This window comes from Sporosarcina sp. D27 (assembly GCF_000586555.1).
Classification (GTDB): domain Bacteria; phylum Bacillota; class Bacilli; order Bacillales_A; family Planococcaceae; genus Sporosarcina.
The window spans coordinates 210,849-231,431 of sequence record NZ_AZUC01000014.1; the positions used below are offsets into that span (position 1 = coordinate 210,849).

Consider the following 20,583-nt stretch of genomic DNA (forward strand, 5'->3'; position numbering starts at 1 on the left):
AAGACGCAGACGTTAGTGTTTGTGTCTTTTGTTTGTACATAACACAAACTTCATCATTGTACTTCTGAAAATAGAAAGTATGACAGGTAAGAACTTGGAATATACATGGAGTGAAGGAGAATAACCAATTCAATTTTGGTGAATAGGTTCAGACTTTAAAATTTCAAGATAGTCAAGTGTGAGTTTTTAGTCTAATTCGGAAGGAGATCGAATTTGGAAAAATTGTTGGAGAAAGAAGAGTTTATCAAATTTGTGAAAGATGGTGACAAACTGCTCGTTGGTGGCTTTGGAATGTCTGGAACCCCATTGACTTTAATAGATGGAATCGCAGCTTCTCCATTAAAGAATCTTACAGTTGTCAGTAATAACTTAGGTGAGCCTGGTAAGGGATTGGGGATTCTTTTAAAAGAGAAGAAATTAAGCAAAGCTATTGGGTCTTACTTTACGACAAATCGAGATGCGGTCCAAGCATGGGTTGATGGTGAACTGGAGATTGTATTGATCCCACAAGGAACTTTAGCAGAAGCTGTACGATGTGGAGGCGCAGGCATCGGTGGCTTCTATACCAAGACAGCGGTGGGGACCAAATTAGCTGAAGGAAAAGAAGAGAAGGTGATTGATGGTGAGCGATTCATATTGGAAAAAGCAATCAAAGGAGACGTTTCTCTTATCAAGGCGCATAAAGCAGATCATTTAGGAAACTTAGTGTACGACCATACAGGGAGAAATTTCAATCCGGTAATGGCGACTGCCAGTAAAATCGTCATTGCGGAAGTGGATGAAATCGTTCAAAACGGGGACCTGTTGCCTTCGGAAATTGTAACCCCTCATGTTTATGTAGACTATATCGTAAAGAGTCATTACGTGAAGAAGGCAGGTGTTTTCGTTGAATCAGATTAATCGCATTAAAATTGCGAAACGTATTGTCCAAGAATTAAAACAAGGCCAAGTTGTCAATCTGGGGGTTGGGATTCCGACATTGATACCAGATTATTTAGGAGAGAAAAAACTTGTTTTGCAATCTGAGAACGGTTTGCTAGGAATGGGTCCTACTCCATCTGCAGCCGAAGTGAATATGGATTTGATCAGTGCTAGTAAAGCGCCTATCACAATGGAAATTGGGGCTTCACTCTTTGATAGTTCAAATTCGTTTGCAATGATTAGAGGCGGTCATATTGATGTAGCGGTCCTAGGGGTATTGCAAGTCGATCAGACAGGTGAAATCGCGAATTGGGCAGTACCTGGCCAAACGATTTTAGGTGTTGGAGGAGCTATGGATTTAGTTGCAGGAGCAAACGAAATCATTGTAGCGACTTTACATTCATCCAAAAATGGGGTACCAAAACTTGTGAAGGAACTGACATTTCCGTCGAGTGGAATACGCAAAGCAGATTTAGTTGTTTCAGAACATGCTGTTTTTAGATATGAGAATGGAACGATGAAACTCGTTGAGATCTTGTCTGATATAAGTATAGATGAACTAAAAGAAATAACTGGAGCTGAGTTTGAATACAATTCAGAGATAACGAACACCTAATAGGGAGACGATGTTTCTGAAGAAGATTGAACGTTTATTAGACAAGCATGTTGCCAGAGGAGTAATCCTTTATCCTAAGTAATCAACACAGAAAATAAACCAGTAACTAGTAATTATTGAGGAGGCTGAGTATTGAAGCAAATCACAATTGTCGGTTCCGGTGTCATGGGGAAAGGTATCGCTTATTCGTGCGCAGTGTCTGGATTTAAAGTGGTTTTGAATGATTTGAACGGTGAAATACTCGCTAGAGCAAAAAAAGATATCGATGAGTTACTAGATTCAAGCTTTCTTGGAGGCTTTCTAAAAGAAGAGAACTACAAAAGTGCAAAAATGAATCTGGTCTATGAATCCAATTTAGAAGATGCAGCTAAAGAAGCAGATCTAGTTATCGAAGCTGTTCTTGAAAAAATCGAATTGAAAATTGAAGTATTTCAGAAGCTAGATCATATTTGTAAGTCGGAAACGATTCTGGCTACTAACACCTCGACTATGAGTCCGACAGAAATTGGTGCCCAAACTTCTCGACCTGACAAAGTCGTCGCTATGCATTTTTTTAACCCAGTCCATAAAATGAAGTTGATTGAAGTGGTTAGAGGTCTCGAAACGTCCGATGAAACAGTTGAATTAGTAAAAGGTATTGCTGAGTCACTTAGAAAAGAAGCTATTGAAGTCAACGAGTTTCCTGGTTTCGTAACTTCCAGAATGAACTGCTTAATTGGCAATGAAGCGATGAATCTGCTGATGGAAGGTGTTGCTTCCGCTAAAGATATCGATAAGGCGATGAAGTTAGGTCTTAATCATCCAATGGGTCCATTAGAGCTTGCCGATCTTGTTGGTTTAGATACAAGACTTCGAAATATGGAATATTTATATGCAACGTTAGGTGAGAAATATCGACCGTGTCCTCTAATTGTCAACTATGTGAAAGCGGGACGCCTTGGAAAGAAAAGTGGTAAAGGATTTTACGAATATACGTAAGGGAGGAAACAAAATCGAAATTTACACTAACGTTGTTGTGGAAAAAGAAGAAGGCATTATGTACCTCACACTTAACCGCCCAGAAATTAGAAATGCACTAGACGCAAAAACACTATCGGAAATCGATTTAGCTTTTTCGGATGCTGAACTGGACAAGGAAGTTCGAGTAATAGTTCTCCAAGGTGCGGGTGGGAAATCATTTGCCGCTGGAGCGGATATTCAACAACTTCATGATCGGGAGGCTCTTGAAGCGCTTATCCCTGGAATGCAAGGATTGTACTCTAAAATTGAAGGCTGTTCGAAAGTGACCATTGCTGCGGTGACTGGATTTGCTCTTGGTGGTGGATGCGAATTAGCGTTAGCTTGTGATATCCGAGTAGCAACGAAACGAGCAAAATTTGGATTACCAGAGCTCAATTTAGGAATCATCCCTGGAGCAGGTGGTACGCAACGTCTTTCCAGAATCATAGGGAAAGGACGTGCACTCGATATGATTTTGACTGGGAAAATAGTTGATGGTGAGGAAGCGGAGCGGATAGGCTTAGTTACTTATTTAACAGATGAAGACAAGTTAAATGAGACCTTGGGGAAAATTTCTTCTGACGTCATGAAAAAAGGTCCAGTAGCCGTACAACTTGTAAAAGCAGCAGTCCATAAAGGATTCGATATCGATTCTGGAACAGCGATGTGGATTGAGAAACTATCCCAGGCAGTCGCTTTTACTACTGAAGATAAGAGAGAAGGTACGCTAGCATTTCTAGAGAAAAGAACTGCGAATTTCATCAATCGATAAGGGGAGAAATGGTATGGATTTCAATTTTACGGAGGACATCGATTTTTTAAGAGCAAACGTCAAAAAGTTTGTCAAAGAACAAGTTGAACCGGTTGCAATGGTGATTGAAGAAAACGATCGTATTCCAAAAAAAATTGTGGATCTGTCTAAAGAGATGGGACTCTTCAGTCTTGGAATCCCAGAGGAATATGGTGGGCTTGGACTCGATATGGTCGGTAAATGTGCAATCTATGAAGAGCTTGGAAAAACACATAATGGATTTACCACTCTGATCGGTGCTCATACAGGAATCGGGACCGTGGGAATTGTGGACCTTGGAACGGAAGAACAGAAGAAGAAATACTTGCCGAAGATGGCTACGGGAGAATGGATTGGTGCGTTTGGATTGACTGAGCCAAGTGCTGGTTCAAATGCTGCGAACTTGAAAACAACTGCTGTTAAAAAAGGCGATAAATACATCATTAACGGGTCCAAGCATTATATTACGAATGCTGTAGACGGTCATGTCTTCACTGTAATGGCGGTAACGGACAGTTCAAAGGGGGCGCGGGGAATCACTTCGTTCATCGTTGAAAAAGACACACCTGGATTCATCCTCGGGTCAGTAGAACAGAAAATGGGTTTAAGAGGTTCTCATTCTGCTGAATTGTTTTTTGACAATATGGAAGTACCCGCGGAAAACGTCTTAGGCGAAGAAGGATCCGGTTATATTAATGCTCTGAAAATCCTTGCGAATGGTCGAGCAGGTTTAGCTGCAAGAAACTTAGGATCATGTGTTAGATTGCTGGAACACTCTCTCGAATATGCGCATGAACGAGAACAATTTGGGCAAAAGATTGTCGACATGCAGGCGGTCCAGCATATGCTTGCTGAAATCAGTATGCAAATTGAAGTCCTTCGTTCCATGACGTATCGGGTTGCTTGGATGACGGATCAGAATAAGCGTGTAGTAAAAGAAGCAGCGATCGCTAAACTTTTTGCTTCAGAAGTGTATAACAAAGTTGCAGATCTGGCTCTACAAATCCACGGGGGTATTGGATATATGAAAGACTATCCAATCGAACGCTATTATCGGGATGCTAGAATTACAAAAATCTATGAAGGCACTTCCGAGATTCAAAGAAACATCATAGCCAGTGAACTGAAACGTGATTATGCAAATAAGGGGCTGTAAAGTTGCGGGATTCTTATATTGTTGAAGCGGTAAGAACTGCGGTTGGCAGAATGGGTGGGTCACTTAAAGACATCACAGTCGATCATTTGGCGGAAAAAGTGATTCGGGAAGTGATCGCAAGAACAAACAAAGACATTGAAGTGGATGAAGTTATTTTAGGTCAGGCTAAACAAAGTGCTGATACGTCGAATTTAGCCCGTCTCGCTGCATTAAGAGCAGAACTACCAGTCACCGTTCCAGGATACACAGTCCATCGCCAATGTGGTTCAGGCTTACAAGCCATCAATAATGGGGACCAACAAATTCGATTAGGGTTATCAGACGTGGTGATTGCGGGTGGTGCTGAGAGTATGAGTACGGCTCCATATTACATTCGAAAGGCGAGGTATGGTTTCGGTGCGGGGAACGGAATGATCCTAGACCCGAATACGGAGAGTCAACCTTGTTCACAGCCTGCAGAAGTATATGGGGAATTGACAATGGGGTACACGGCTGAAAATTTAGCTGAACACTATAATATTTCACGAGAGCAACAAGATGAGTTCGCGATGAGAAGTCAACTTCTTGCTGAAAAAGCAATTCAGGATGGACGTTTCAAGGACGAAATCGTTACTTTTGAAGTAAAGTCGAGGAAAAGTAGTTTCCATTTTGAGGTGGACGAACATCCAAGAAATTCGACGAAAGAGCAACTGGCAAAACTTCGAGCCGTCTTTAAAGAAGGTGGATCTGTCACTGCTGGAAATGCTAGCGGAAGAAATGATGGTGCATCTGTCATACTCATGATGTCAGAAGACAAATTGAAGGAATATGGATTACATCCGAAAGCAAAAATCATTGCACAAGCAGTGAGTGGCGTTTCTCCAGAAGTGATGGGAATCGGACCTGTGACTTCTACACTGAAAGCGTTAGAGCAATGCGGGCTAACAATTGATGATATTGACTTGATTGAGTTAAACGAAGCATTTGCTGCTCAAGCTTTATCTGTTATTAAAGGGACTGGAATGGACATTGAAAAAGTGAATGTGAATGGTGGAGCCATAGCGCTTGGTCATCCGATTGGAGCTACAGGCGCGGTTCTTATGACAAAATTACTTCATGAAATGGCACGTAGAGATTCGAAATATGGATTGGTAACACTTTGCATCGGCGGTGGCCAGGGAATTACCACGATTATCGAAAACTTACAATGACTTGAAGAAAGGTGTTGTCCATTGTCTTTGCATATCGTTCAAATATTGCCGATGTATCATCCTGATGGGGAAGAAAAGCTGAGAGAACTTGCAGAAGTGAAACAATTTCATGAGTTTGATGAGCAAGAAATCATTACGTACTTACGACAGAATTCTGTTGATGGAATTATTTTAAGAGCCCCTGCAAAAATTACCGCTGAAGTTTTAAATCACTGTGAAAATGTGATTGCCATATCAGGCGCTGGAATCGGACTTGACAATATAGACGTGGAGTATGCGACAACTAAAGGAATAAAAGTGTTACATGCCCCGAAAATGAACAGTACCGCAACTGCAGAACATGCTGTAGCTTTACTGCTATCTGCCATGAAAGATATAAGTATGTTTCATAGAGAAATGCAAAAAGGGAATTTCTCTTTTAGGGATGGAAGATATACAACTGAACTACAGGGGAAAACTCTTGGACTGATTGGGTTCGGTTCTATTGCTCAAAAAGTGGCGGAAATAGTGAAGAACGGATTTGAAATGCATGTAGTTGCCTACGTGCGAACGATTTCAGATGCAAGACAAGAGCTTGCAGATTCCCTAGGAGTGGAATTGACTACATCCATGGAGGATGTGTTCAGAAGAAGCGATGCAATTAGTCTCCATATCCCGCTGACCGAACAAACGAGAGAATTGATCGACAATAAATTATTCAAGGTTATGAAGCCGTCTGCCGTTCTGATTAATACTTCTCGTGGAGGTGTTTTGAATGAAGGAGATTTAGTTGAGGCTCTTAAGAATAAGACTATGCTGAGGGCAGCAGTTGATGTATTTGCAGTGGAACCGCCAGAGGGGGATCATCCGTTTTTCGGTATGGATGAAATCACGATGACCCCACACATTGGCGGAATCAGTATCGAAGCTGCAAAAAAAACATCAGTTGTGATCGCTGAAAACTTAATAAAGGCGATTCACGGTGAAGAATTATCTGTTGTAGCAAATGCTGAAAAACTTGTTAAGTTAAATAGAGGATAAATCACTGATCTAGAGTACAGGAGGAAATTATGAAGACATTTAAAATTGCGCTCATACCAGGAGACGGAATAGGTCCGGAAGTCGTTTCAGAGGGTGTAAAAGTATTAAAAGCGATTGAGAAATTAGATCCGTCCATTTGTTTTTCGTTCACAGAGTTTCCGTGGGGATGCGAGTATTATTTGGATCACGGCAAGATGATGGCGGACGACGGGATTGCGCAGCTTAAAGAATTCGACGCCATCTATCTGGGAGCTGTAGGGTATCCCGGTGTGCCAGACCATATTTCTTTATGGGATTTGTTGCTTAGGATTCGAAAAGAATTTGATCAGTATGTGAATCTCCGACCGATTACATTATTGAACCCAACACTCACGCCGTTGAAAGACAAAACAGCAAAGGAAATAGACTTTCTTGTGATTCGTGAAAACAGTGAAGGTGAGTATGCAGGTGTAGGAGACTGGCTATTTAAAGGGAAAGCAGAAGAAGTCGTCTTGCAAACTGGGGTGTTTTCTCGGAAAGGGACGGAAAGGATTATTCGGTATGCATACGAAGAAGCAAACAGGTCAAACCGGACATTGACGAGCATTAGTAAAGCGAACGCTTTGAACTATTCCATGGTGTTCTGGGATGAAGTGTTTGACGAGGTCGGAAAAGAATACCCTGATGTACAAACGTATTCGTATCTTGTGGATGCAGCTAGTCTTTACTTTGTAACGGAGCCTGAACGTTTTGAAGTGGTTGTTACATCAAATCTTTTTGGAGATATTTTAACTGACATAGGGGCAGCAATCACTGGTGGCATGGGCTTAGCGACTGGCGCAAACATCAATCCCGAACGTAGCTATCCTGCGATGTTTGAACCTGTACACGGTTCAGCACCGGACATTTCAGGAAAAGGAATTGCTAATCCAATTGCTGCGATCTGGTCGGTTAGTCAAATGATGGACTACTTTGGAGAAGAAAAATGGGGGAAAACTATTTTATCTACAATTAAAGAGATACTATATGAAAAAGAAGCACTTACCTCAGATTTAGGTGGGGGAGCATCGACCTCACAATTAGGGAACCGGTTTGTCGAATTGCTCTCAGCAAAAGTTAGTGAAGTAGGGTAACCCAAGAATATTTCACTGCTATATTAGCGGTATGATAAATCTATTGAGTGAAAATTGAAAGCAGCTCATTCCGATGTAACAAGCGGAATGAGCTGCTTTTATATGGAACACAGGAGCACTTCTAGTGTTAAATAAGCATCTTGTCTTGATGATGGAGCACACGATTCAACGAATTCAATTGCATATCTGTCAAAGGCAGCATAGGTAATCGGACGCCGCCCACTGCGACTCCTTCTAAGTTCAAGGCAGCTTTCACAGGTGAGGGATTCGGAGCTGAGAACAATTCTTTCATGATCGGTAGCATACGACGGTGCAATGTCGACGCTTCACGAATACGACCGTTATTGAAATGGCCAATCATTGTTTTCATTTCAGGCCCTATGACGTGGGCAGAAACAGACACAACACCAGCTCCACCAATAGAGAGGACAGGAAGTGTCAGACCATCATCCCCACTATAAAGCGCAAAGTTCGATGGAGTATTCTCGATGATATCCGACATCGCATCCAAGTTTCCGCTAGCCTCTTTGACAGCTACGATATTCGGAATAGTTGCGAGTCTGATAATCGTTTCGGGACTCATATTGACCGAGCTCCGTCCTGGGATATTATATAGCATAATTGGCAGCGAAGTAGATTCTGCAATTATTTTAAAGTGTTGGTACATTCCTTCTTGAGAAGGCTTGTTATAGTAGGGAACTACGAGCATGATGCCGTCGACACCGGCTGCTTCCGCTTGCTGTGACAGCTCGATGGACTCTCTTGTATTGTTTGATCCTGTCCCTGCAATAACGGGCACTCTTCCTGCAACCACCTGTACAGTAAACTCAAACAAATTAACCTTTTCTTTTTGTGTTAATGTCGGCGATTCTCCTGTTGTTCCTGCAACGACCAAAGCATCTGTACCATTTTCGAGTAAATGATTAACCAGATTGCGGGTAGCAACAAGATCAATTTCTCCTTGCTCATCAAATGGGGTAACCATAGCGGTAATCAGTTGTCCAAAATTCATCTGTTCTCCATCTCCTTTTGTTTTTATCCAAAACATAGAGGTGGAAGGCAGTGTATCCTGAAACGCAAAAAGCAACAGCGAGAGAACGCTGTTGCTTGGAAATAATAAATTATTTCTCTGCATCAGATAGCCCTCCATATAGTTTCCTATATGACAGTTCTGCACTTGTTCAGTCCAGAACCAGCTTTGAGATAATGAGCATCTCGCCACTTCGGCAAATTCCCCTTTCTACAATCGTCGTCGAATCTCATCATTCTCAGATTGTGTACTGATGGTTTTTGCGCCTCTATCCTCATTTCGAAAGTTACGAAATAAGTGAATGTTTAATTACATGTATCTTACACTGTATCGAATAAAAATGCAACTATTAGAAAGTGACTATTATTTAAATAGTAGATAACAGTGACTAGTTAGGAACAAAAATATAAATAATAGATAAAGTTATTTAAAATAACTGCAATGTGAGAATTAGGTTTTAAAAAATGAATAATTGACAATAATCTTCATTTTAGAAATTCGGCTATTTAGTAATATTACTATAGTAATTTAAAGCGCTTACATGTATTATAAGTTCATATTTAAGGAGGGGTTCTTTTGACAAAAGTATCAAATCAAGAATTGCTAGAAGAAATCCCACAGACGGGTTTCTTTGGACATCCAAAAGGTCTATTTACTTTGTTTTTCACTGAATTCTGGGAGCGATTTTCGTATTATGGAATGCGGGCTATTCTCGTGTTCTACATGTATTATGAGGTATCGAATGGGGGACTCGAGTTAGACAAAACCGTAGCGCTATCTATCATGTCGATTTATGGTTCACTCGTCTACATGTCAGGAATCATAGGTGGATGGTTAGCCGATCGAGTATTGGGAACTTCCAAGTCCGTTTTTTATGGCGGCGTTCTTATTATGTTTGGTCACATAGCGTTAGCGATACCAGGAAATATAACAATGTTCTTCGTATCAATGGTGCTCATTGTTCTAGGAACAGGCTTATTGAAACCAAATGCTTCTAGTGTTATTGGTGAGTTGTATCCTAAAAATGATAACCGACGAGATGCAGGATTTAGTATCTTTTATATGGGAATCAATATGGGAGCATTCATTTCACCTTTTATTGCCGGAAGTCTTATGAAGACAAGTTTCCATCTTGGATTTGGAGTAGCGGCAGTAGGGATGTTCGTCGGGTTAACGGTATTTATCGTTACTAAGAAAAAAAACCTCGGACACGCAGGCACTAGAGTTGCGAATCCATTATTATCTTCAGAGAAAAAACGAATTTATTCTACTTTCACTGTCGTAGGAATCCTTATTGGTGTGATGGTGGCAATCGCCATTCCTCAAGGTTGGCTAACGTTCGATTCGTTTGTAGGGCTAATTGGAATTCTCGCTATTGCAATACCGACAGCTTATTTTGTTGTCATGTATAGAAGCCCAAAAACAAATGAAGTTGAGCAGGCAAGACTCTTGGCTTACATTCCTCTTTTCGTTGCATCTGTATTGTTCTGGGTGATTGCTGAGCAAGGATCGACTATTTTAGCACTTTACGCAGATACACGAACGAATTTAAACTTTATGGGCATTGTTATTTCACCTGCTTGGTTCCAATCGTTTTGGCCATTATTTGTTATTATTCTTGCACCAATGTTTGCTTGGATTTGGGTTAAGCTTGGGGATCGTCAGCCCAATATCCCACAGAAGTTTTCACTGGGTCTGTTATTCGCCGGTTTGTCATTTATCGTAATTTTACTGCCAGGTTATTTTGGCGGATCCGATACGCTCGTCAATCCACTTTGGCTTGTGCTCAGCATTTTCTTTGTTGCAGTTGGAGAACTATGTCTTTCTCCTGTTGGTCTCTCTGCAACAACAAAGCTTGCACCTGTTGCCTTTTCTGCACAGACTATGAGTTTGTGGTTCTTATCGAACGCTGCAGCTCAAGCTCTAAACGCACAGCTGGTTAAGCTATACTCTGCTGAAACAGAAGTACTCTATTTTGGTACAATTGGCGGAGTGGCCATTTTAACAGGGATTATACTGTTCTTCATTTCACCAATCATTATGCGCTTTATGAGAGGGATTCGATAAGTTATTTCTAGGTATTTACATTTAGGGTGAGCACTTTTACATGTAAGAAGAAAAGAGAGGGAGTAGCGATACTCACCTCTCTTTTAATTTGTTTTGAATCTGCTTAGAGTTATGGAAAATGGTAGTATAGGGGGAGTTGATTTTGAAAGAGCTGTATACCTGATGAAACTAGAACGTGTTTCTAACTGCGTTTATAATTTTTATTGAGTTATACAAAACAAGCATGTAACAGAGGAGAAGTATCTTATGATCAAATTAAGAGGTCATCATATTTTTTGTTTACTCGGATATCGAGGTATGGGCTATTCGGAGGAATATGTAGTGAATATGACAGAAATCCATACTATTTTGCGTGAACATCCGGATACTTTGATCCAAATCATTAAAGGACCAGATCACTTATGCGAGAAGTTTCCTGATGATCAGCCATACCATTGTGAAGATAAAGGGATTTACATACGAGATAAGGAAATCGTAAAGCGCCTCGGTCTAAAATTCAGTGATGTGTTACCGTGGCGGGAATTGGAACGCCGAATCCGTGTAAATGTGAAAGCATCGGATATAAATGTTGTCTGTGAAAGTTGTTCATGGCGCTCTTATGGATTTTGTGAACAAGGGGTCGAGCGGGTAATTGAAGCAAAAGGGTTAACGAAAGTGGAAAAGAAATGAGAATGAAAATGGATGAGCTTAATCTGATTCATCGTACAAATGAGGTAGTGGCGATTTTAATGTCGTTCAAGAAATTATTTTTGATATGTATTTAAGTCTTGACGAGCAGGTTTGTATTATCGGGAAATCAGATAATTTCTACATATGTTGGTGTTCAATTACTCCTATATGCGATGGTGGAACCAACGCTTCTATTTTTGAGTACGATACTCTTCAAAAAGACAAAACAATATCCAACGTTAATAATGCTCTAGGAAGCAAATATACCGAAGTGAACAGTTGGCACAAACTACATATTAATAAAAGAAGATATAAAATCGATCCTTTTAAAAAGATTGGAGCATCTTTACCAATCGTGTCCATCACTACTGTCAATCGCTATAGATTTTAATGAAAAAATGATAACAAAATGCCATTAGCGTTAACACTAATGGCATTGTAAATTCACAAATACTTATTTTGCTTCACCGACAACTGTAAAACGTTCATTTATATGTTGAGGATTTTCAATTTCATCTAATACTGCAATAGCATAGTCTGCATAGCTAATGTAACTTTCACCTTTTGAATTAACTAAAAGATTATCTTTTCCAGACTGATAAGAACCCGTTCTTTTTCCTTCAGCATCAAATACCGCAGAAGGGCTAATAAATGTCCACGTAATGTTAGAAGACTTTTGTAATTCTTGTAAGTTGCGTCCTTGACCTTTAGCAGTCGGGATAAATACGTCAGGAAAATCAGGTGTTTCTATCACCGTGATGGTTTGGTTTTCGTCAACATAAAGGCTTCCAGCTCCACCTACAATAATCGCTCTAGCATTTGTTCCTTTTAGTGCTTCAATTAAAGCATGTCCAGCATCGACATGGGCTTGCTCTTGACCAAGAGGGGCACCAAAGGCGTTAACAACTACCTCAAACTCTTTCAAATCCTCAGATGTTAAATCAAATATATTTTTCTCAATAGCAGCAACATTTTTCTCTTCAAGTTTTGAGGCATTTCTTACGATGGCTGTCACTTCATGTCCTCGGCTTACTGCTTCTTTCAATATAAGATTTCCTGCTTTGCCACTTGCTCCAATAATTGCAACTTTCATTTTGTTATCTCCTTTAAGAATGCGTTATTTGTAATCGAAACGATTACATGTAAACATGATAGTTACAACAAAGGTTTTTGTCAATACTTTTAACACTCTACCCACTTTGTTCATAATAATTCACTACTATCTAACATGAATAAACTTGTAATAATATTTGTTACAGGTGTATTATGGTGGTACATCAATTTATGTTATGAAAGGTGAGAATCATGTCAATTAGTAGTCGATTTTCTGTAGGTATTCATATACTAGCTCTTATTGAAATAAATAAAAATGGAATAAGTACATCTGAGTTTTTAGCGGGAAGTGTAAATACAAACCCTGCTGTAATTAGGAAGATTATAGGGATGCTTAAAGGAGCGGGGTTAGTAAAAGTTCAACCTGGGATTGCAGGAGCTAAACTCGCAATGAAATTATCAGATATAACACTGTTTGATGTTTATAAGGCAGTAAATGTTGTACAGGAAAAAGAGTTATTTTCCGTGCACGAAAATCCAAATCCTGATTGTCCTGTAGGAAGGAATATTCAAGAAACAATAGTACCGCTGTTTGAAGTTGCTCAAATAGCATTAGAGAAATCTCTCGGAAATGTATCTGTTGAAGATGTTGTGAATGACATTATTAAAAAAGAAAATATAAGTTAGACGACATTCCTTGTTCGAATGTCGTTTTTTCTTAACCAATATTAAAACTCTCCTTGACATTCAGTACATAGCTTTCCATCGTTTCTCTTTACTCATTTAAAAACTATGCTTTTACTTCTGTTATACATTTATTTGCTATAGTCATTACTCAATTAAATATTCCGACTGTTGAATAACATGACCGCCCTTTTTTAATAACTTTTTTTGTGAATTAACCGAAGCGGGAAGTGTTATTGAGACTGACGAAACCATAACCGAACTCATCCTTTAAGATGGATTCGTTTTTTTGCATTTATGAAACGTAAATTAGTCAAATTGACAAATATACTTGTCAAAATGAAATCCATACGTTACACTTTTCGATAAGAGGTGAGATCAGTGAGAACACGTTTGAAGGAGTTGCGTGCACGAAATGGATTGAATCAGACCGAGCTCGCAAAACGAGCTAACGTGTCGAGGCAGACGATCAGTTTAATCGAAAGGGAAGAATTTATCCCGTCTTTACTTATTGCTGTTCGAATTGCGAGGATATTTAATGAGGCGATTGAAAGTGTTTTTCTTTTCGAAGAGGAGGAGATTGAATGAGAATGGCCATTTATGTATTATGTGGTGCTGTAGTAGGGTTTATTGCCATGTACACGACGCTTTCATTTCAAATGGACTTTAATTTTCTATCCATTGCATATCATGTGAACGTAATCTTAACCACACTCACCGCTGCTTTACTACTCTATATTGTATTAAGCATCCTGCAAATGTGGAAAAAATCGAGTGATAACCTTTCGGAAGATGAAGAAGATGAGATGGACATATGGCTGTACAAAAAGTTTAGCGATACAAACTTGCTTGTTATTACAACAGTGGTGATCGGAATTGTATCTACAGCAATCTCACTCATTACCAATCAACCTACTTGGCTTGAGCTAGCTTCCACGGTCTCAGTAATGATTGCATTTGCTTTGTCCATTGGTGTTTCAAGTATGATCAATAGATTCTATCCAGATCGCAACTTGCCTTCCGTTTCGGAAAAGGATTATGCGAAAAAGTTGTTAGCGGCCTCTGATGAAGGAGAGCGACATGTGATGTTGGAGGGACTATATCGCTCTTACAATATGCTGAATGGTACGCTCATTATAGGGTTGTTTCTTCTCATTTTGTATTCAATCGGTACAGGTGTTTCACAATTATTCGCCATCTTTGTCGTGAGTTCCGTTCTCTTAGGATCCAATGCTCAATATTATTTACTCATTCGCAAAAAAACGTAATTTGATCATGTATGCCAAATCATTTAGGAAATCAATCCTAATGATTATGTTCAATGCCAATATGTAACACGTATTATTGTTCAATAAAGACAAACGCCTTTCTACTTTTTGATCCCCCTACTCTATTTAGAGAAAAGGGGGATTTTAAAATGACACACTATTTATCTCGTTATGCTCAATTCGAAACTAAAGAAGAAATGGATCCAGCAGCAGGTCAACATTTAGACATTCATTGGAACCAGCTGAATAAGACGGATCGGGCGATTCTTGAAATGATCCGATACTGCTCCGTAAAATATTTAGCTGCACATTTGAAACATGAAACGATAGAAAAGAAATTGGGGAAGTCGAATTCCATTGTGAGACGCACGATTTGTAAGTTGGGGAAACTCCAAATCATTAAACGAATCCAGTATGTACGTCCTGTCATGAGCGGGCTTGGCTCTAATATTTATATTATTTTACCTGTTAATGAGCAGGGGAACTATCTTGAAAGAAGCCAATGGGAGTAGGGTTTCTATACAGAAATCCGAAAAGGAAGCTTCTCTCTATAAATCTTAAAGATCTTATAAAGATATCTCAGCCTGCGGCAGAAAAGTTATCCACAACATTATTCGGTAAAATGAAATCTCTATTGTCCTTAAGCGGGGATGTCACCAAAGCTCGTGAATTCTATGGGATCCATAAAGTCCTCTCGAGACGAATGCTTAAATTCGATATTCACAAAGGAAAAAAAGAGATGTTTGACGATTTAGCGTACCGAACGACTTATATTACAGTCATGTCAACAAATACAAAGAAGATTCTCAGTATGGCAGGGTACTTCAGGGATGTCCTCAAGTAGCTAATATGCGAAGCGCTTTTGAAGATACCTATCAGGAATACTCTGTTTCCGTTGATGAATTTTATTGCCCGGGGAATTATAAAAGCAGTTCTCCATCGTCAATTTCCTGACCACGTGAACTGCAAAATACCATAATTTTAATTAATCGTTTAACACACTTTCTTCAAGCACTAAGGTTTTGTCACCGTATACTTTAGTAATATGAACATTCCCCCAAGCGCAGAGAGAATCTAAAATCCCTTCCAAACTCTGCCCGTAGTCACTTAATTCGTACTCAACTTTTGGGGGTACTTGGTTATACGCAATCCGATTAATGACGCCGTCTGCTTCCAATTCTCGTAACTGTTGTGTTAGCATTTTTTGCGTGATGTCAGGCATTAAGCGCCGTAATTCATTTGTACGTTTTTTACCGTGCGTTAAATGACATAAGATTACGCATTTCCACTTACCACCAATCACTTCTAATGTTGCTTCTACGGATATATTATATTTCTTTTTCTTCATTCTATTTCCCCTTGTCTTATAGGTACTAAAAGGTTCCTACAGCACTTAAAAGTGCGTACTTTTCTTTTGAATCCCTTTAACTCATACTAACATTTGCTGGTGCATTTCACTAACAATTTATTTTTCTGTTGAGTGGATTTCACGCTCTATCAAAGTGAAAAGGGATGAAAAGATGACAATAGATCAGAAGAGGAGTAGGTTTGCATTACTCGCTTTGGCTGTTAGTGCATTTGCAATTGGGACTACTGAATTTGTAAGTGTAGGACTGTTACCATTGATCGCGGAGGATTTGGATATTTCCGTTAAAACTGCTGGGTTAACAGTTTCGTTATATGCGGTTGGTGTGATGCTAGGGGCTCCAATTTTAACTATGCTAACTACGAGGATCCCACGCAAGTCATTATTAATATGGATAATGGTAGTCTTTATTATCGGAAATAGCATTGCGGCATGTGCGACAAGTGTCTCTGTTTTGCTCTTCGCACGGATTATATCTGCATTTTCACATGGTGTTTTTATGTCAATCGGTTCGACCATTGCAGCAGACTTAGTTCCGGAAAATCGGAGGGCGAGTGCAATATCGATTATGTTTTCTGGTCTAACTGTTGCCACTATAACTGGAGTGCCTTTTGGTACATTTATAGGACAGCAATTCGGCTGGCGATTTGCTTTTGTTGTAATTGTCATAATTGGAGTGGTCGGGCTTGTCTCAAACAGCATTTTAGTACCAACTAATTTACGTTCAAGCGCAAAGACAACGATTAAAGATCAGGCGAAACTATTGACGAATAGTCGCTTGTTATTGGTATTTGTGATTACTGCATTGGGTTATGGAGGTACATTTGTGGTCTTCACGTACTTGTCACCATTACTTCAAGAAGTGACCGGATTTGATCAAGCCTCTATCGTCATGATTTTACTTGTCTATGGAATTGCGATTGCAATTGGGAACACGATTGGTGGAAAACTTTCGAACCAAAATCCAATCGGCTCATTATTTTATATGTTCATCGCACAAGCAATAATTCTTTTGCTGTTAACATTCACAGCACCTTTTAAAGTTGCAGGACTCGTGACCATTCTATTTATGGGACTGTTTGCGTTTATGAATGTACCAGGACTTCAAGTGTATGTTGTGATGTTAGCACAACGTTTTGTTCCGACCGCTGTTGACGTCGCTTCTTCTATTAATATTGCAGCGTTCAATGCAGGGATTGCAATCGGTTCTTATCTCGGAGGTGTCGTAACTGCATCGATAGGAATTATTCATACGCCGTGGATTGGTGCGGTGATGGTGATGATTGCATCCGTTTTAACAGGAATTAGCCGAATGATAGAAAGAAACGAAATGGGGATAAAAAATTATACTGAGGGAGGTGATGAAAAAACAGGTCTCACACGAAACTAATCAAAAACAAATGGAGGATTATTTATAATGAAAAACTTACAGTCAACAACAACGTTAAGAAATGGAATCGAAATGCCTTGGTTAGGTCTTGGTGTATTTAAAGTAGAAGAGGGACAGGAACTGGTGAATTCAGTACGAACAGCCATTCAACACGGCTATCGCAGTATTGATACCGCTGCGATTTACGGGAATGAAAATGGTGTAGGTGAAGGCGTACGTGCATCGGGAGTGGCACGTGAGGAGCTATTTATCACTTCTAAGGTGTGGAATTCCGAATTAGGTTACGATAAAACGATTGCTGCTTTTGAAGAAAGCCTAGCGAAACTTGAAATGGATTACCTCGACTTATACCTCGTTCATTGGCCAGTGGAGGGGAAGTATATAGAAGCATGGAGGGCGTTGGAAACACTTTATAAAGAAGGACGTGTTAAAGCAATTGGAGTCAGTAATTTTCAGCCGCATCATCTGGAGGAATTGATGAAAGACGCGGAAATTATCCCGATGGTAAATCAGGTTGAATACCATCCCAGACTGTCACAAAAAGAAGTACAAGCATTTTGCCAAAAGCACGGGATCCAGATGGAAGCATGGTCTCCACTCATGCAAGGGGAGTTATTGAAGAATGAAGAATTAAATCATATCGCAAAAAAATATAAGAAAACAGTGGCTCAAGTTATTTTACGATGGGATTTACAAAATGGCGTCGTCACTATTCCGAAATCTACAAAAGCCCATCGTATTGCTGAAAATGCCGATGTATTTGACTTTGAACTAAGTCGTGATGATATGAACCACATCGACCGTTTGAATCAGAATCACCGGGTTGGACCTGATCCGGATAACTTTGATTTTTAAAAATAAACCAGATTGATTCATTCGCTTGGATGCTATTCTGTTCGTAATAAGACGTTAGCTAAAAAGTAACCTTGCATTACTTGGTTAAAGTAATGCAAGGTTACTTTTAGTTGAGATTCAAATCTGCATTACAGCTACTACTTACATAGTGTCAAACGAAAAATAGAATCGAAAGAACTTTTGAAATTAGATAAAATAAATACAAAGAGAGCATTCGACTTCAATCTACTCAAAAGGGAGTACTTCTTATGGACGTTTTTGCAACATAGAGAAGTGGTTGGAAGGGGTGAGAAGAAATGGAGTTGATGTTGGTCACACTTGTTGTAACGATTGTAAGTGCGCTGGAGGACCAATCCGCAACAGTTTCAGACTTGTAAGATACTGTTGTCACTATTGTGTTTTTTTTTAATAACAGTAAGCTCAGAAAAAACTATATTCAACTGCAGTGGTAATCCTATTTTGTAGAGATTCGCTAGGGGTGTTGCCAAACAACAAAGTTGATTCCACACCCCGTCTATAGTAACGTGTAGTATAGATTACTATTAGTAAGCTTATTTGGAAAATGATCGATGAGGAGTGGTCGAGATTGACTTCAACAGCTAATACATTTAACGGAATTCCATTGTCCGTATTAGATCTTGCCCCCATTAACGAAGGTGGGAGCCCGAGTGAAACTTTCAAAAATAGTGTCGAATTGGCTCAACATGTCGAAAAACTAGGATTCAATCGTTATTGGTTGGCGGAGCATCATAATATGCCAGGTGTCGGCAGTTCAGCGACGTCTGTGCTGATTGGTCATATTGCGGGTGCGACGGAGCGGATGCGTATTGGTTCAGGTGGTGTCATGTTGCCAAACCACGCACCACTTGTGATTGCAGAACAGTTCGGTACGCTCGATGCGCTCTATCCAGGTCGGATTGACCTTGGTTTAGGCCGTGCGCCTGGTAGTGACCAAGCGACTGCCTATGCGTTGCGACGTACATTGCATAGCAGTGGGGAGGATTTCCCAGAGCAAGTGGCAGAGTTACGTTCGTATTTCGATCCACAACCCAGTGCCCACGTTCGTGCGTTTCCTGGGGAAGGGCAAGACATTCCAATTTGGTTACTTGGTTCATCAGGCTTTAGTGCACAGCTTGCTGCGCAACAAGGTTTGCCGTTTTCGTTTGCAAGCCACTTTGCCCCAGCTTATGTGATGCAAGCGTTGCAGTTGTACCATCAGAATTTCAAACCTTCCAAAAATCTGCAAGAACCATATGCCATGCTTGGAGTGAGTATAATTGCTGCAGATACAGATGAAAAAGCACTGTGGCTTGCAACATCATTCCAGCAACAGTTCTTAAGTCTTCACAGGGGAATGCCGACTCAGTTCAAACCCCCTTTGGATGATCCAGATGCAGTATGGAGTCCAAGTGAAAAGGTTTCAGCAGCGAATATGCTGGATTCTCCAGCCACAATTGTCGGCAGTCCAGAAACTGTGAAACGACAACTGGAAGCATTCTTAAACCAGACGAAAGCAAACGAGTTCATTTTAAGCTCACCTGTCTTCAATCAAAAGGATCGACTGCGTTCTTTTGAACTTATTGCGGATTTAATGGATTAAATGCTCCTTGTGGGTAGTGAGAGAACTTTAGAAAAGACCGGATTTGTCTACTGACAGATTCGGTCTTTTTGACACGTACTGTATTGAATCTGTTCTTCAACTAATAATTCGTGTATAATTGATTTTGAAAAGTCAATCTTTTTATCCTTTAACCTAAATAATTGAAAACCACAAGTGAATATAATGGATTGACGTGCCAGTAATTACCTCAGAGAGATCGAAATTTAAAAATCTAAACAAGAGGAGAGATGCCGGGTGAATGAACAAGAAGGAACGCTGATTGACTACTTTGAAAGTACTGAACCAATTGAGATGCTAGTAGAAATTGGAGGACATTCACCTCTTCCAGCAGATGTGAAGTTGATCAATCGTTTAGAAACGTTGCACGGACTCACAAAGCCGGTCATCAATGTATTGTTACAATATGTCATATTGAGTGAAAATGGAAAAATTCAACAAACGAGTGTCCTCAGTATGGCAAGTCACCTGGAAATGAACAATATAAAAACTGCACAGCAGGCTTTCGAGTTCTTCAAGACACAGCATGCTCTGAAGAAAAAGTGGACGGAGAAGAATTTGAGAGAGCAAGGTGGGAAGGATTTAAGGCTTTTCACTTCTGATGAAACCTACAAAAAATTCACAGAGATCTTACAACATAATGGCCATACCAATCTTGACGATGGCTTCCAATCTCTGGTGAACCAAGCTTATAAGGAATATATCGAGATTGAACAGAATTCTCCAGAAGCTAGCTTAGTAAAGAAACATTGATAATAGTTCAATCACATAATGAGTGG

The 20,583-nt window shown here is 39.9% G+C and carries 21 protein-coding genes and 1 riboswitch; of the genes, 18 read left to right on the forward strand and 3 right to left on the reverse strand.

All coding sequences use genetic code 11. The features are described from left to right. Window positions 1–213 precede the first annotated feature (213 nt). The 8 genes from N693_RS0103755 to N693_RS0103790 all read left to right on the forward strand — a co-directional run bounded on the left by N693_RS0103755 (window position 214) and on the right by N693_RS0103790 (window position 7,804). Window positions 214–900, forward strand: a complete 687-nt coding sequence (locus N693_RS0103755; protein ID WP_025783434.1) for a CoA transferase subunit A — start codon at window positions 214–216, stop codon at window positions 898–900. After that, window positions 887–1,537, forward strand: coding sequence for a 3-oxoacid CoA-transferase subunit B (locus N693_RS0103760; protein ID WP_025783435.1), 651 nt, complete (start codon window positions 887–889; stop codon window positions 1,535–1,537). Before N693_RS0103755 ends, N693_RS0103760 begins: the two co-directional genes overlap by 14 nt. Window positions 1,538–1,669: 132 nt before the next feature. Next, window positions 1,670–2,515: a 3-hydroxyacyl-CoA dehydrogenase NAD-binding domain-containing protein gene (locus tag N693_RS0103765; RefSeq protein WP_025783436.1), complete on the forward strand. Its 846-nt coding sequence runs from the start codon at window positions 1,670–1,672 to the stop codon at window positions 2,513–2,515. Between the two features lie 13 nt (window positions 2,516–2,528). Continuing rightward, window positions 2,529–3,308, forward strand: coding sequence for an enoyl-CoA hydratase/isomerase family protein (locus N693_RS0103770; RefSeq protein ID WP_025783437.1), 780 nt, complete (start codon window positions 2,529–2,531; stop codon window positions 3,306–3,308). A gap of 13 nt (window positions 3,309–3,321) precedes the next feature. Continuing rightward, window positions 3,322–4,482 (forward strand): acyl-CoA dehydrogenase family protein, encoded by a 1,161-nt coding sequence (locus N693_RS0103775; protein ID WP_025783438.1) that lies wholly within the window; start codon window positions 3,322–3,324, stop codon window positions 4,480–4,482. Window positions 4,483–4,484: 2 nt separating this feature from the next. After that, window positions 4,485–5,672 (forward strand): thiolase family protein, encoded by a 1,188-nt coding sequence (locus tag N693_RS0103780; RefSeq protein WP_025783439.1) that lies wholly within the window; start codon window positions 4,485–4,487, stop codon window positions 5,670–5,672. A 21-nt stretch (window positions 5,673–5,693) separates the two neighbouring features. Further along, entirely contained in the window at window positions 5,694–6,692 is a 999-nt protein-coding gene (locus tag N693_RS0103785) for a D-isomer specific 2-hydroxyacid dehydrogenase family protein (RefSeq protein WP_025783440.1), read from the forward strand. A 29-nt stretch (window positions 6,693–6,721) separates the two neighbouring features. Continuing rightward, entirely contained in the window at window positions 6,722–7,804 is a 1,083-nt protein-coding gene (locus N693_RS0103790; RefSeq protein WP_025783441.1) for a tartrate dehydrogenase, read from the forward strand. 127 nt (window positions 7,805–7,931) lie between these two features. Here N693_RS0103790 and dapA read toward each other — a convergent pair whose 3' ends face one another. After that, window positions 7,932–8,816: a 4-hydroxy-tetrahydrodipicolinate synthase gene (gene dapA, locus N693_RS0103795; RefSeq protein WP_025783442.1), complete on the reverse strand. Its 885-nt coding sequence runs from the start codon at window positions 8,814–8,816 to the stop codon at window positions 7,932–7,934. 119 nt (window positions 8,817–8,935) lie between these two features. Continuing rightward, window positions 8,936–9,113: riboswitch (Lysine riboswitch) on the reverse strand. A 297-nt stretch (window positions 9,114–9,410) separates the two neighbouring features. Between dapA and N693_RS0103800 the strand changes: the two genes are divergently transcribed. Then, on the forward strand, window positions 9,411–10,901 hold the full coding sequence (locus N693_RS0103800) for a peptide MFS transporter (RefSeq protein WP_025783443.1): 1,491 nt from the start codon (window positions 9,411–9,413) through the stop codon (window positions 10,899–10,901). A gap of 246 nt (window positions 10,902–11,147) precedes the next feature. After that, complete coding sequence (locus N693_RS0103805) at window positions 11,148–11,570, forward strand: DUF1284 domain-containing protein (protein WP_025783444.1); 423 nt, start codon at window positions 11,148–11,150, stop codon at window positions 11,568–11,570. A gap of 454 nt (window positions 11,571–12,024) precedes the next feature. On the opposite strand, the gene N693_RS0103810 is transcribed toward N693_RS0103805, so the two are convergent. Further along, window positions 12,025–12,663 (reverse strand): NAD(P)-dependent oxidoreductase, encoded by a 639-nt coding sequence (locus tag N693_RS0103810; protein WP_025783445.1) that lies wholly within the window; start codon window positions 12,661–12,663, stop codon window positions 12,025–12,027. 212 nt (window positions 12,664–12,875) lie between these two features. On the opposite strand from N693_RS0103810, the gene N693_RS0103815 reads away from it, so the two are divergent. The 4 genes from N693_RS0103815 (at window position 12,876) to N693_RS20530 (ending at window position 15,087) form a co-directional block, all read left to right on the forward strand. Next, window positions 12,876–13,310 carry an Rrf2 family transcriptional regulator gene (locus N693_RS0103815; RefSeq protein ID WP_025783446.1) on the forward strand — a complete coding sequence of 145 codons (435 nt, stop codon included), beginning with the start codon at window positions 12,876–12,878 and terminating at the stop codon, window positions 13,308–13,310. Between the two features lie 378 nt (window positions 13,311–13,688). Next, window positions 13,689–13,895: a helix-turn-helix transcriptional regulator gene (locus N693_RS0103820; RefSeq protein ID WP_025783447.1), complete on the forward strand. Its 207-nt coding sequence runs from the start codon at window positions 13,689–13,691 to the stop codon at window positions 13,893–13,895. Beyond that, window positions 13,892–14,575: a DUF3169 family protein gene (locus tag N693_RS0103825; protein WP_025783448.1), complete on the forward strand. Its 684-nt coding sequence runs from the start codon at window positions 13,892–13,894 to the stop codon at window positions 14,573–14,575. Before N693_RS0103820 ends, N693_RS0103825 begins: the two co-directional genes overlap by 4 nt. Before the next feature lie 149 nt (window positions 14,576–14,724). Beyond that, window positions 14,725–15,087, forward strand: coding sequence for a hypothetical protein (locus tag N693_RS20530; protein ID WP_025783449.1), 363 nt, complete (start codon window positions 14,725–14,727; stop codon window positions 15,085–15,087). Between the two features lie 473 nt (window positions 15,088–15,560). Here the strand turns inward: N693_RS20530 and N693_RS0103840 are convergent, their stop codons facing one another. Then, complete coding sequence (locus N693_RS0103840) at window positions 15,561–15,923, reverse strand: helix-turn-helix domain-containing protein (RefSeq protein ID WP_025783451.1); 363 nt, start codon at window positions 15,921–15,923, stop codon at window positions 15,561–15,563. A 172-nt stretch (window positions 15,924–16,095) separates the two neighbouring features. On the opposite strand from N693_RS0103840, the gene N693_RS0103845 reads away from it, so the two are divergent. From N693_RS0103845 to N693_RS0103865, 4 genes are all read left to right on the forward strand, one after another. Further along, window positions 16,096–17,331, forward strand: coding sequence for an MFS transporter (locus N693_RS0103845; RefSeq protein WP_025783452.1), 1,236 nt, complete (start codon window positions 16,096–16,098; stop codon window positions 17,329–17,331). 27 nt (window positions 17,332–17,358) lie between these two features. Beyond that, the gene (locus tag N693_RS0103850) at window positions 17,359–18,186 is read left to right on the forward strand and encodes an aldo/keto reductase (protein WP_025783453.1); all 828 of its coding nucleotides are present in this window, start codon (window positions 17,359–17,361) and stop codon (window positions 18,184–18,186) included. Window positions 18,187–18,748: 562 nt separating this feature from the next. Next, a complete protein-coding gene (locus N693_RS0103860) occupies window positions 18,749–19,786 on the forward strand; it encodes an LLM class flavin-dependent oxidoreductase (protein WP_037592650.1) in 1,038 nt (345 codons plus the stop codon). 255 nt (window positions 19,787–20,041) lie between these two features. After that, complete coding sequence (locus tag N693_RS0103865) at window positions 20,042–20,557, forward strand: DnaD domain protein (protein WP_025783455.1); 516 nt, start codon at window positions 20,042–20,044, stop codon at window positions 20,555–20,557. The last annotated feature ends 26 nt before the right edge of the window (window positions 20,558–20,583 follow it).

Excerpts from the sequence above, each read along its gene's own strand:
- N693_RS0103825 (WP_025783448.1), top strand. The coding sequence starts at position 13,892 with ATGAGAATGGCCATTTATGTATTATGTGGTGCTGTAGTAGGGTTTATT.
- N693_RS0103860 (WP_037592650.1), top strand. The coding sequence starts at position 18,749 with ATGATCGATGAGGAGTGGTCGAGATTGACTTCAACAGCTAATACATTT.
- N693_RS0103805 (WP_025783444.1), top strand. The coding sequence starts at position 11,148 with ATGATCAAATTAAGAGGTCATCATATTTTTTGTTTACTCGGATATCGA.
- N693_RS0103850 (WP_025783453.1), top strand. The coding sequence starts at position 17,359 with ATGAAAAACTTACAGTCAACAACAACGTTAAGAAATGGAATCGAAATG.
- N693_RS0103790 (WP_025783441.1), top strand. The coding sequence starts at position 6,722 with ATGAAGACATTTAAAATTGCGCTCATACCAGGAGACGGAATAGGTCCG.
- N693_RS0103840 (WP_025783451.1), bottom strand. The coding sequence starts at position 15,923 with ATGAAGAAAAAGAAATATAATATATCCGTAGAAGCAACATTAGAAGTG.
- N693_RS20530 (WP_025783449.1), top strand. The coding sequence starts at position 14,725 with ATGACACACTATTTATCTCGTTATGCTCAATTCGAAACTAAAGAAGAA.
- N693_RS0103845 (WP_025783452.1), top strand. The coding sequence starts at position 16,096 with ATGACAATAGATCAGAAGAGGAGTAGGTTTGCATTACTCGCTTTGGCT.
- N693_RS0103815 (WP_025783446.1), top strand. The coding sequence starts at position 12,876 with ATGTCAATTAGTAGTCGATTTTCTGTAGGTATTCATATACTAGCTCTT.
- N693_RS0103810 (WP_025783445.1), bottom strand. The coding sequence starts at position 12,663 with ATGAAAGTTGCAATTATTGGAGCAAGTGGCAAAGCAGGAAATCTTATA.
- dapA (WP_025783442.1), bottom strand. The coding sequence starts at position 8,816 with ATGAATTTTGGACAACTGATTACCGCTATGGTTACCCCATTTGATGAG.
- N693_RS0103775 (WP_025783438.1), top strand. The coding sequence starts at position 3,322 with ATGGATTTCAATTTTACGGAGGACATCGATTTTTTAAGAGCAAACGTC.